Here is an 11,553-nt window from a genome sequence, read left to right on the forward strand (position 1 = left end):
GATGAACCACAGGCCCGGTTGCGCGGTGCGCACATACATGTTGCGCAGTTCCTGGTTCTCGCCGAAATCCCAGATCGGGCCGACGCGGTCGGCGACCTCGTCGCCGAACAGCTTTCGCACCAGATGCTGCTGGCCCTTGTAACCGGTCGCCAGCACGACCAGGTCGGCGGCGATTGTCTCGCCGCCACGCAGCCGCGCGCCTTCGGCGACAAAACCGTCGATGTCGGAAAACTGCGCGAGGCCAATCGCGCCTGAAATGACAAGGTCCGAGCAGCCGACATTGAAATAATAGCCGCCGCCGCGGGTGAGATATTTGAACTGCCAGCCGGTGCCGTCCTCGCCGTAATCGAGCTTGAAACCTTTTTTCCGCAGGCCGTCGAGCAGATCCTTGTCCAGTTCCTTCGAACGGTCGGTGATCCCCTGATGGCTCTTTTTCGCGACCGGCAGCGGCATCGAGGTTGCGATCAGGTCGTTGTCGTCGAGCGTCCCCTCATTGTAGGCCTCGTAGGCGAGTTGCGCCGACGGTTCGATGTTGGTGATCAGGGTCGGATTGCGCTGCACCAGCGTGACCTCGGCGCCGCTCGAATAAAGGTCCTGGGCGATGTCATGGCCGCTGTTGCCGGTGCCGATGACGATGGCGCGCTTGCCCTTCCAGTTCTCGCCGTCGTCGTACTGGCTGGAATGCAGCACGGTGCCGCCGAAATTCTTCAGGCTCGGAATGTCCGGCCAATTCGCAATGCCGCTGACGCCGGTTGCCAGCACGACATGCTTCGGATGCATGGTGCGCGTGGTGCCGTCGGGCCGGCGCAGCGCTACCTTCCATCGGCCTTGCTGTTCGTCGTAACTACCGCCCACGAAATCGGTGGAGGTCCAGTAGTTCAGCTCCATCGCCTCGACATAGGCTTCGAACCAGTTGGCGAGCTTGTCCTTGGGGATATAGGTCGGCCAGTTCGGCGGGAACGGCATATAGGGCAGGTGGTTGACCTGCACCTGGTTGTGCAGGGTCAGCGCGTGATAGCGGTTGCGCCAGTTGTCGCCGACCCGCGCCTCGCGGTCCACGATCAGCGTATCGAGGTTCAATTGCTTGCACCGCGCCGCGATCGACAGCCCGGCCTGTCCGCCGCCGACCACCAGTACGACCGGGTCGCGGTCGGCATATTCGGCGGCGGATTTGCGCAAGTCGAGCCAGTTGGGGCCGCGGAAATCGCGTGAATAGGATTGGCCCCGCGGCCGGGATTTTCCGGCCTGTTCCTCGAACCCCTTAAGCTCCTCGAGCGTCGTCAGCAGCGTCCAGGCCTTCAGCACATTGTCGTCGTTGGCGTCGGGGATCAGCCGCACGATTCCGCCGCCGCGTCCCATAGCGGTTTCGAACTTGAACATGGCTTCGATCGCATCGGTGCCCGCGCGCGTCACCATCCGGGGCGCGGTGCGAGCGGGATCGATCGCAAAACCGGCCGGCCGGCTTTTGCCGGCATGCGCCTTCAACGCGCTCAAGATCGCGTCCGCGCCGCTGAGCGTCTGGATGTCCCAACTCAGCGCCAGCACATCGCGCCAATGGCTGTCGGGATGAAACAGGGTTTTGAGCAGGCCACCGCCGGATTTTGCCAGCGCATTTTCGAACTGCGCCAGCCAGTGGTCGGCGGCTATCGAGACATCGTCGGTCTTGTCCAGCATTGTCGTTCCCAAAGCCGCCCGTTCCGCGCGGCGCTTTTTAGATGGAAAACCTACACCGTCGGAACTTGCGCAGAAAGGGTTGTGCGCTGCGGTAGATTACCGCGACAGCCGCCGCAGATCGGCCAGGGCCTTTTCGGAGAGCGGCGTGTCCGGGTGACGCGCGATGAACAACTCTAGCGCCGCCGCGGTGCCCTTCCGCAGTGCGAACTGATATTCTTCCTCAACGGCCGCGTTGGGATTTCGCGCGGGCGGAGTGGTGCTGTCGCGAACGGTTTTTTGTGCTTGGTCGGCGGCGGCGATCTTGGACATGAAAAAGTGCCTTTCGCAAAGCAGATGATCTGGATCGGGCAAAAGCAGTATAGTGGCCCATGCCGCCGCCGAACGGGCAATGCGGCCGGTTCTCCCACTGTGTTGCGTTCGTTTCACAAGGCGACCCATCGAGTTGGTTCCGATCGCGGGAACTCGTGAAGATTAACAGAGTGTTGTAACCGAATTGCAACCTGACCCGCCTAAGTTAAGCCAAACGTAGAGCAAGTCTGGCTAGACGTGAACACCGTGCGCCAATCGCGCGACGATTTCTCCCCGGAGAACTTCAATTGGCTACTTCTGTAACTGTAACCAGGACCAACAACGCGGAAATCGACGGCCTGCTGGGCGGCGCCAAATGGACCGGCACCATCACCTACAGCTTCCCCGACGCACCCACCGACTATCTCTCCGGCTACAGCACCAAAAATGAGCCGACCACCGGTTTTTCGCAGGCTCCCGCCGCCGAGCAGGCCGCCATCCATTATGCGGTCGGCCTGATCCTCGGCTATACCAACGCCTCGATCCAGTTCGCCGGCGCCAACAGCGCCAATATCCAGGTCGCGCAATCCTCCGCCGCCAATCCGACGTCCTACGCCTATTACCCGTCCAACAACTCGGCCGGGACGGGCGGCGACATCTGGTTCGGCACCGCTTACGATTACTCGCAGGCGAAACTCGGCAATTACTATTTTGCCACCGCGATCCACGAACTCGGACATGCCTTCGGCCTCAAGCACAGCCAGGAGATCGGCGGCGTCGCCAATGTCGCGGTACCCGCTGCGCATGACGATTCCGAATTCACGGTGATGAGCTATCACAGCTACGTCGGCAGCCCGCTTACCGGCTACACCGCTGAAGCCTATGGCTATCCCCAGACCTATATGGCGAACGACATTCTCGCGCTGCAGACGCTGTATGGTGCGAATTTCGCCACCCATGGCGAAAATACCACCTATTCGTGGAATCCGACTACCGGGCAGGAGTTCATCAACGGCGTCGCGCAGCCCGCACCGGGCGGAGGCATTGGCGGGTCGGCAAATCGCGTCTTCATGACGGTCTGGGACGGCGGCGGCGTCGATACCTATGATCTGTCGAACTACAGCACCGCGCAGACGATCAATCTCAATCCCGGTGCATCATCGATCACGTCGGCGACCCAGCTCGCCTATCTCGGCAACGGCCACTATGCGCAGGGAAACATCTTCAACGCTTATTTGTACAACAGCGATCCGCGATCCTATATCGACAACGCGATTGCAGGCTCGGGCAACGATTCCATCACGGGAAATGCGATCGCGAACTATCTCGATGGCGGCGCCGGAAATGATTTCCTCGTCGGCGGCGCGGCCAATGACGTCATCATCGGTGGCTCCGGCACCGACACGGCGGCATTCTCCGGAACCAAAGCCAGTTATCTGGTCAGCTATAATTCCGCGACCCAGATGTTCACGGCGGTCGACCTGCGCGGCGGGTCCCCCGACGGAACCGACGCGATCAACGGTGTTGAAAACTTCCAGTTCGCGGACGGCGTGGTTGCAAGTTCGTCATTCGCAGCCGCTTCCGCGGTCAATTATGCGCTAACCAGGGACTTCAGCGGCGACGGCAAGAGCGACATCCTGTGGCGCAACGACGCCGGCGCCATCGCGACCTGGCACATGAACGACGGCACGCTGCTCAGCAGCAATTCCCTGGGCTCGGTGCCGGACAGTTGGAAGATTGCCGGGACCGGCGACTTCAACGGCGATCACAAGGCCGATATCCTGTGGCGCAACGATGCCGGCATCGTTGCGATCTGGGACATGGACGGCGGCAACATGCTCGCCAGCAATTCGCTGGGCTCGGTGCCCGCCAACTGGCACATCGCCGGGACCGGGGACTTCAACGGCGACGGCAAGAGCGACATCCTGTGGCGCAACGATGCCGGCGCCATCGCGACCTGGGACATGAATGACGGCACGCTGCTCAGCAGCAACTCCCTGGGCTCGGTGCCGGACAGTTGGAAGATCGCCGGCACCGGCGACTTCAACGGCGATCACAAGACCGATATCCTGTGGCGCAACGACGCCGGTGCGGTCACGATCTGGGACATGGATGACGGCACCATGCTCGCCAGCAATTCGCTGGGCTTGGTGCCGGCCAGTTGGCACATCGCCGGCACCGGCGACTTCAACGGCGACAGCAAGTCGGACATCCTGTGGCGCAACGACGCCGGCGCGGTGGCGGTCTGGGACATGGACGACGGCACGCTTCTGCGCAGCAATTCGCTGGGCTCGGTGCCCGCCAATTGGAATATCGCCGGCATCGGCGATTACAATGGCGACCACAAGAGCGATATTCTATGGCGCAACGACGCCGGTCCGCTTGCGATCTGGGACATGGACGACGGCACGCTGCTGAGCAGCAATCCGCTGGGCTCGGTGCCGGACAACTGGCACATCATCGCATAGCAGGCTTTGCGAGACGGACTGCGGGCCGTCGGATGACCTGTACATGCAGGTCACCGATGGCCGTGCCGTTTCCAGCCGGATGGAGGCGTTCATTTTCGCGAGTCCGTTTTTACTGCCGCGATCTTCGCCTTCGCAGATGTCGGTTTTGCGACAGGCGGGTTGTTTGAAAGGGCGTTCGACTTTGCCTGTCCCGCGATGACGCCGTCGCGCGCCTTCAGCACCTTGTAATAGGCCCACCACAGATGCGCCGCAGCACCGCGCAGCGGCCGCCATGGCTCGGCCAGCGGCGTCATCTGCTTCGCCGTCGGCCGTGTCTTGAGGCCGAGGCCGACCTTGACCGCTTCCTGGAGGGCGACGTCGCCCGCCGGCCAGGCGTCGCCGTGGCCGAGGCAGAACAGCAGATAGACATCGGCGGTCCACGGGCCGATGCCGTGCAGTTTTGTCAGCGTGTTGTGCGCGGCGTCGGCATCCTCTTCCGCCAGCAACTCGAGATTGAGCCGTTCGGCGGCAAGTTCGCGCGCCAGATTCTTCAGCGTCTTGATCTTCGCGCCGGACAGTCCGAGCTTTCCCAAGCGATCGGCGCGGGCGCGGCGCAACGCGTCGTGATGAAACGGATCGAACGCGGCCGAGACCCGGCCCCAGATCGCCGCGGCGCTGGCGGTCGAGACCTGCTGGCCGGTAATGATCGCGGCAAGGCCCGCAAAGCCCGGCTCGCGCTGGCGCAACGCCGGCATGCCAGTGCGCTCGAGAATGGCCTTAAGCCGCGGGTCCTCTCTGACCAAAGCATGGATGGCGTCGTCGAGGTCGGGCTGGGTGTTGAGGTGGACGGTCATGAAGTGGCGAGCATTCCATACGAGCGTCATGCGCGGGCTTGACCCGCGCATCCATCTGCTATCGTAACAGACTCTTTCGAGAGATGGATTGCCGGGTCAAGCCCGGCAATGACGGACTTCAGCATAATGCCGCCACCCGTTTTCCGTTTTGCGCCGAGCCCGAATGGCTATCTGCATCTCGGCCACGCTTATTCGGCGCTGCTGAACTGCGATCTGGCGCGGCGGGCCGACGGGCGGTTGCTGCTGCGCATCGAGGATATCGACGGGGCGCGGTGCCGCCCGGAATTCGAGGCCGCGATTGTCGAAGACCTCGCCTGGCTCGGCGTTGAATGGGAAACGCCGGTGCGGCGGCAGTCGGAACATCTCGCCGATTATCGCGACGCGATGGCGCGGCTCGCCGCGCAAGGCCTGATCTATCCGAGCTTCGAAAGCCGCGCCGAGATTGCAAAGCTGGTGGCGCAAAGGGAAACAAACGGCCCGTGGCCGCGCGATCCCGACGGCGCGCCGCTCTATCCCGGCACGGCGAAATTGCTCTCGCCCGGCGAGCGTGAGCGGTTGCTCGGCTCCGGCGCGCCCTATGCACTGCGGCTCGATATGGCCGCGGCCCGTGCCCGCGCCGGCAGCCTGGCATGGATCGAGCGGGGGAAAGGTCCGGGCCGCGAGACCGGCATGGTGACCGCGCAGCCGCAGCTCTGGGGCGACGTCATACTGGCGCGCAAGGAGACGGCGACCAGCTATCACCTCGCGGTGGTAATCGACGATGCGCTGCAGGGCGTCACCGATTTGGTGCGCGGGCAGGACCTGTTCTGGTCGACCTCCGTGCATCGCCTGCTGCAGAAGCTGCTGGATTTGCCGCAGCCGGCCTACCGCCATCACCGGCTCGTCCGCGACGCCGCCGGGCACAAGCTTTCCAAATCGACTTCAGCCACCGGATTGCGGGAATTGCGCGCGGCCGGCGCCACCCCCACCGACATCCGCCGCCTTGCCGGGCTGCCTTAATTTGCCTGAACTTTGCCGCAAGCCAAACGCAGGCCGGATATTGCCTCCGGCGTGACTCTGCCGGGCCGGCCATGGCATGGTGGCGCCGGCCGGGTCGGGGGAATCATGGCGCGCAAATCGCGCTCACCGCGCAGCGCAATGACGCTGAAAAAGCGAACGCCGACAAGGCGGACGCCGAAAAAACGCGCGCCAAAAAAACGCGCGCCAAGACCCGCCGCCGGCACGCGCGCCACCCCGAACATGGTCGAGACCGCGCTCGCCGCTTTCGCGCACGAAGTCCGCACGCCGCTCACGGGAATTCTGGCGGTCAGCGATCTCCTGGCCACCTCCGATCTCGATGAGCGCGAGCGGCGCTGGGTCGATACCATCAAGGCCGGCGCCGAACATCTCGCTGGCTTGGCGACCCTGTTCGTCGACGCCGCCCGAAGCGGCGGCTCCGGTCTCGGCGTGCGGCAGGATTTTTTTGATCTGCGCGCGCTGGCGCGTAACGTCGGCGATTCGCTTGCGGGGCGAGCCGCCGCCAAGGGCTTGCAGTCCTCCGTCGAGATTTCGGAAAAGCTGCCGGCATTCGTGATCGGCGATCCGGTGCGGCTGCGTGCGGCGCTGGAAAACCTTGTCGACAACGCCGTAAAATTCACGGAAACCGGCAGCGTCGCGCTCAACGTCACGCCGGCGCGCGCGCCGAAAGGCAGGGTCGGCGTCGCCTTCGCGGTTTCCGACAGCGGCATCGGCCTTTCGCTGGCCGAGATCAAGCGCCTGTTCCGCCCGTTTTCGCAGGCCAATGTCTCGATCGCGCAGCGCTTCGGCGGCGCCGGGCTTGGATTGTCCTCGGTCAAGCAACTCGCGCGCGCGATGGGCGGCGACATCGAGGTCAGACAGCGGCGCGGCGGCGGCACCACCTTCAGGCTGACGGTGATCCTGACCCTGGCGAAGGGGCCGGTGACCATCATGTCCGATGACGACGCCGGTGCGTCGCCGGATCAGGCGGCAGCGTTGCGCGTTCTCAGCGTCGAGGACAATCCGTTCGGCCGCGTCGTGCTCAACGCGATCCTCACCGAACTCGGCCATAGTGCGGAGTTCATCGGGCGCGGCGAGGCCGCGCCGGAACGGGTCGCGCAAGGCGCCTTCGACGCGGTGCTGATGGACATGGTGCTGCCGGGCATCGACGGCATCGAGGCGATCCGCCGCATCCGCGCGCTGGACGGGCCGGCCGGACGCATCGCGATCATCGGCGTCTCCGGCCGCGGCGACGACGAGGCGGCCGCGCGCGCCGCCGGCGCCGACGCCTTTCTGGTCAAGCCTGTTTCTCCGCGGGCGCTAGCGACTGCGCTGCTTGAAGCGTCACGCCGCGCGGCAGCCGCGACTTGATGATCGCCGCGTTCAACTCGCCGCCATAGACGAACACCGCGGCGATGAAATACAGAAACACCAGTGCGATCACGACCGACGCGAGGCCGGCATACATGGTGACGTAGTTGTTGGCGAAGCGCGCCAAATACTGTCCGAACACGATGCCCGATACCAGCGATCCCACCACCGTGAAGATAATGCCGGGCAGGATCTGCAGGAAGCTGCGGCGGCCCGCGGGCAGCCACGCATGCAGAATGAACAGCGCAATGACCAGCGCCACGATGGTGATGCTGTAACGCGTGACGTTGACGAAATGTTCGTTGGTCTCGACGATCAGCGGAATGTGACGCCGCGCCGCCTCCACCACCAGCGGTCCGAGCACGATGAACAACGCCATCGCCAGCGCCGTGAAGGCCGCGATCAGGGTGTAGCCGATCGATTCCAGCCGCAGCCAGTACCAGCGCCGCGGTTCGATCACGGCGTAGGCGCGGTTGAGCGCAACCCTCAAGCTCTCCACGCCGTTCGATGCAAAATACACCGCGAGCATCGCGCCGATGGTCAGCGCATCGCCGCGGGTGGTGGTCAGCACGTCGTGGATTTCCCCCGACAGCGCGTCGGCGACCTGGAGCGGCCAGACCTGCAGCATCAGGCTTGCGGCCTGATCGGCGAGGTCCTTGGAGCCGAAAAATCCGGCCAGCGATGTCAGCACGATCAGAAACGGAAACAGCGCCATCAGCGTGGAGAGCGCGATATGGCTTGCGATCGCCCAGCCGTCATCGGCCAGAAACGTGTAGAACGCGTCCATGGCTACCAGATAGACGTAGCGAATCTGTCTCACATTTCACCTTGATGGCACAGAACGCGGATTGAGCCGCGCTACCTTCTGATATTACTTGATAAAAGGCCAGATCGTTGCGCCGCGGCCTCGCCCGAATGTGAGCAATGGCGCCGCCTTGCGCGCGGTGTTATGAACCGGCGATGGCAACATTTTTGAGCTCGATTCTGCTGCCCGTGGCGGTCGGCGCCGTAGCATTGGTGCTGCTGCTGGGCCTCCTCAACATGATGCGCGGCGGCTCGCCGAACCGCTCACAGCGATTGATGCGGTTGCGCGTGTTGCTGCAATTCGTCGCAATCGTCATCACCATGCTGGCGGTCTGGGCGATGGGGCGGTGATGGTTTCGTGCCCCGGACGCAGCGCGCCGTTCTTCACGGCGTGGTGCGCTGCAGAGCCGGGGCCGTTACACACAAGGAACTTCGTCATGCGCGGGCTTGACCCGCGCATCCATCCATCTTCGGAAGATTCGTGCGAAGAAGATGGATTGCCGGGTCAAGCCCGGCAATGACGCTTTGATTCGTGGCGGTCCCGGCTCTGCGGAGCGGCATGAAGAATGCCGCACCGCGTCCGGGACACGGTAGGAGAGGATAGATCATGGTCGTTCTCAATCGAATCTATACCCGCACCGGCGATGACGGCACCACGGCGCTGGGCAGCGGCGAGCGCCGGCCGAAATACGATTGCCGCATCGCCGCCTACGGAACCGTCGATGAGACCAATGCCGTCATCGGCATCGTGCGGCTGCACCTTGCCGAGGCGCCGGAACTCGATCGTATGCTGGGCCTGATTCAGAACGACCTGTTCGATCTCGGCGCCGATCTCGCCGTGCCCCAGCGCGACGGCGCGGCGGAACGGCTTCGGATGCTGTCGACCCAGGTCGCGCGGCTGGAACGGGACATCGATGCGCTCAACGCCGGGCTTGCGCCGCTGACCTCGTTCGTGCTGCCGGGCGGTACGCCTGCCGCGGCGTATTTGCATCTGGCGCGCACGATTTGCCGCCGGGCGGAGCGGATCATGGTGGAACTGGCGGCCAAGCCCGATGAGCCGGTCAGCGCTGCCGCCATCCAGTACATGAACCGCCTGTCGGACTTTCTGTTCGTCGCCAGCCGCTCGGTGAACAATAATGGCGCAGGCGACGTGCTCTGGGTCCCCGGCCAGAACCGGTAAAAACAACCCCCCGCGGTCGTCCCCGCGGAAGGCGGGGACCCATACGCCGTGTCCCCTCGACTGGAGAGAAGGCGTTGCAGCGCTTGTGTGCGGTCGTAAACGCCGGCGGTTATGGATCCCCACCTTCGCGGGGACGACGAGGGTCTGGGGCGGCGGCGGCGCACCGATTTCTGGCTTTCGCGCGTTGACCGGGCATGGCCGGACCTTTAGGTTCCGCGCCCAAGCCGAATAAACCCAAAAATCACACGAAAGAGGATTGATGAAGGTTCTGGTGCCGGTAAAGCGGGTGGTCGATTTTAACGTCAAGGTCCGCGTCAAGAGCGACGGATCGGGTGTCGAACTCTCCAATGTCAAAATGTCGATGAATCCGTTCGACGAGATCGCCGTCGAGGAAGCCCTGCGCTTGAAGGAGGCCGGCAAGGCGAGCGAAGTGGTGGTGATATCGATCGGTCCCGCGCAGGCGTCGGAAACCATCCGCACCGGCCTTGCCATGGGCGCCGACCGCGGCATTCTGGTCAAGGCCGAGGGCAACGTCGAGCCGCTGGCGGTCGCAAAGATCCTGAAAGCCATCGTCGATGAGGAAAAGCCCGGCCTTGTCATCCTCGGCAAGCAGGCGATCGACGATGACTCTAACCAGACCGGCCAGATGCTGGCGGCGCTGCTCGGCTGGTCGCAGGCGACGTTTGCATCGAAGCTCGAAGTCGACGGCTCGGATTTCAACGTGACCCGCGAGGTCGATGGCGGCCTGCAGACCTTGAAACTGAAGGGACCGGCGATCGTAACTACCGACTTGCGGCTGAACGAGCCGCGTTACGCCAGCCTGCCCAATATCATGAAGGCGAAGAAAAAACCGATTGCCGACAAGAGCGCGGCCGATTACGGCGTCGATCTCGCGCCGCATCTGGAAATCCTGAAAACCTCCGAACCGCCGGGCCGCAAGGGAGGCGTCAAGGTCAAGGACGTCAGCGAACTGGTGTCGAAGCTCAAGAACGAAGCCGGGGTTCTGTAGATGACTACGCTGCTGCTTGCCGAACACGATCATGCCTCGCTAAAGGATTCCACCAACAAGGCGCTGACCGCGGCGTCCGAACTCGGCGGCGAGGTTCATGTACTGGTCGCCGGTGGCGGCGAAGGCACCAAGGGCGCGGCGGAAGCCGCCTCCAGGCTCAAGGGCGTTACCAAGGTGCTGCTCGCCGACGGTCCGCAATACGCCCACGACCTTGCCGAGCCGCTGGCCGCATTGATCGTGGCGCTGGCACCCGGTTATGACGCGTTCGTGGCGCCCGCGACCTCGCGCTTCAAGAACGTGATGCCGCGTGTCGCCGCCTTGCTCGACGTGATGCAGGTGTCCGAGATCATCAAGGTGATTTCGCCCGACACCTTCGAGCGCCCGATCTATGCCGGCAACGCGATCCAGACCGTCAAATCCAAAGACGCCAAGAAGGTGATCACCGTCCGCACCTCGACCTTCGCCGCGACGGGCGACGGCGGCAGCGCGCCGGTCGAGAATGCCGCATCGGCTGACGACCCCGGCCTTTCGAGCTTTGTCGGCGAGGAAGTCGCGAAAAGCGATCGTCCGGAGCTCGCCTCGGCGAAGATCATCGTCTCCGGCGGCCGCGCCATGCAGAGCCGCGAGAACTTCGCCAAATACATCGAGCCCTTGGCCGACAAGCTCGGCGCCGGCGTTGGCGCCTCGCGCGCCGCGGTGGACGCCGGCTACGCGCCGAACGACTGGCAGGTCGGGCAGACCGGCAAGGTGGTGGCGCCGGAACTCTATGTCGCCATCGGCATCTCCGGGGCGATCCAGCATCTCGCCGGCATGAAGGATTCCAAGGTGATCGTCGCGATCAACAAGGATGAGGACGCGCCGATTTTCCAGGTCGCCGATTACGGTCTGGTCGCGGACCTCTATCAGGCGGTTCCCGAACTGACCGAGGCG

At 63.9% G+C, this 11,553-nt stretch carries 11 protein-coding genes; 7 read left to right on the top strand and 4 right to left on the bottom strand.

Annotation, left to right across the window (positions count from 1 at the left end; genetic code table 11):
* A partial coding sequence (locus VGP39_RS11420; protein ID WP_327568214.1) for an NAD(P)/FAD-dependent oxidoreductase occupies positions 1-1,674 on the bottom strand: 1,674 nt, incomplete at its 3' end.
* Positions 1,675-1,770: 96 nt separating this feature from the next.
* The gene (locus VGP39_RS11425) at positions 1,771-1,983 is read right to left on the bottom strand and encodes a hypothetical protein (RefSeq protein ID WP_327568215.1); all 213 of its coding nucleotides are present in this window, start codon (positions 1,981-1,983) and stop codon (positions 1,771-1,773) included.
* Between the two features lie 287 nt (positions 1,984-2,270).
* Between VGP39_RS11425 and VGP39_RS11430 the strand changes: the two genes are divergently transcribed.
* Entirely contained in the window at positions 2,271-4,430 is a 2,160-nt protein-coding gene (locus tag VGP39_RS11430) for an FG-GAP-like repeat-containing protein (RefSeq protein ID WP_327568216.1), read from the top strand.
* 89 nt (positions 4,431-4,519) lie between these two features.
* Here the strand turns inward: VGP39_RS11430 and VGP39_RS11435 are convergent, their stop codons facing one another.
* Positions 4,520-5,263: a DNA-3-methyladenine glycosylase 2 family protein gene (locus VGP39_RS11435; RefSeq protein WP_327568217.1), complete on the bottom strand. Its 744-nt coding sequence runs from the start codon at positions 5,261-5,263 to the stop codon at positions 4,520-4,522.
* Between the two features lie 126 nt (positions 5,264-5,389).
* Between VGP39_RS11435 and gluQRS the strand changes: the two genes are divergently transcribed.
* Positions 5,390-6,262, top strand: coding sequence for a tRNA glutamyl-Q(34) synthetase GluQRS (gene gluQRS, locus VGP39_RS11440; protein WP_327568218.1), 873 nt, complete (start codon positions 5,390-5,392; stop codon positions 6,260-6,262).
* 105 nt (positions 6,263-6,367) lie between these two features.
* Positions 6,368-7,630 (top strand): ATP-binding protein, encoded by a 1,263-nt coding sequence (locus VGP39_RS11445; protein WP_327568219.1) that lies wholly within the window; start codon positions 6,368-6,370, stop codon positions 7,628-7,630.
* Here VGP39_RS11445 and VGP39_RS11450 read toward each other — a convergent pair.
* On the bottom strand, positions 7,557-8,417 hold the full coding sequence (locus VGP39_RS11450; RefSeq protein ID WP_414644640.1) for a YihY/virulence factor BrkB family protein: 861 nt from the start codon (positions 8,415-8,417) through the stop codon (positions 7,557-7,559). The genes VGP39_RS11445 and VGP39_RS11450 overlap by 74 nt on opposite strands.
* 173 nt (positions 8,418-8,590) lie before the next feature.
* Here VGP39_RS11450 and VGP39_RS11455 point away from each other — a divergent pair, with 173 nt between their 5' ends.
* From VGP39_RS11455 to VGP39_RS11470, 4 genes are all read left to right on the top strand, one after another.
* Positions 8,591-8,785: a twin transmembrane helix small protein gene (locus tag VGP39_RS11455; protein WP_327568221.1), complete on the top strand. Its 195-nt coding sequence runs from the start codon at positions 8,591-8,593 to the stop codon at positions 8,783-8,785.
* A 256-nt stretch (positions 8,786-9,041) separates the two neighbouring features.
* A complete protein-coding gene (locus tag VGP39_RS11460) occupies positions 9,042-9,614 on the top strand; it encodes a cob(I)yrinic acid a,c-diamide adenosyltransferase (protein ID WP_327568222.1) in 573 nt (190 codons plus the stop codon).
* Positions 9,615-9,873: 259 nt separating this feature from the next.
* Entirely contained in the window at positions 9,874-10,623 is a 750-nt protein-coding gene (locus tag VGP39_RS11465) for an electron transfer flavoprotein subunit beta/FixA family protein (RefSeq protein WP_327568223.1), read from the top strand.
* The coding region (locus tag VGP39_RS11470; protein ID WP_327568224.1) for an electron transfer flavoprotein subunit alpha/FixB family protein at positions 10,624-11,553 on the top strand (930 nt) is incomplete at its 3' end.

It is taken from the genome of Bradyrhizobium sp. (assembly GCF_036009065.1).
GTDB lineage: Bacteria > Pseudomonadota > Alphaproteobacteria > Rhizobiales > Xanthobacteraceae > Bradyrhizobium.

Coding starts and splice junctions, on each gene's coding strand:
- VGP39_RS11435 (WP_327568217.1), bottom strand. CDS start 5,263: ATGACCGTCCACCTCAACACCCAGCCCGACCTCGACGACGCCATCCAT.
- VGP39_RS11465 (WP_327568223.1), top strand. CDS start 9,874: ATGAAGGTTCTGGTGCCGGTAAAGCGGGTGGTCGATTTTAACGTCAAG.
- VGP39_RS11445 (WP_327568219.1), top strand. CDS start 6,368: ATGGCGCGCAAATCGCGCTCACCGCGCAGCGCAATGACGCTGAAAAAG.
- gluQRS (WP_327568218.1), top strand. CDS start 5,390: ATGCCGCCACCCGTTTTCCGTTTTGCGCCGAGCCCGAATGGCTATCTG.
- VGP39_RS11455 (WP_327568221.1), top strand. CDS start 8,591: ATGGCAACATTTTTGAGCTCGATTCTGCTGCCCGTGGCGGTCGGCGCC.
- VGP39_RS11460 (WP_327568222.1), top strand. CDS start 9,042: ATGGTCGTTCTCAATCGAATCTATACCCGCACCGGCGATGACGGCACC.
- VGP39_RS11450 (WP_414644640.1), bottom strand. CDS start 8,417: ATGGACGCGTTCTACACGTTTCTGGCCGATGACGGCTGGGCGATCGCA.
- VGP39_RS11425 (WP_327568215.1), bottom strand. CDS start 1,983: ATGTCCAAGATCGCCGCCGCCGACCAAGCACAAAAAACCGTTCGCGAC.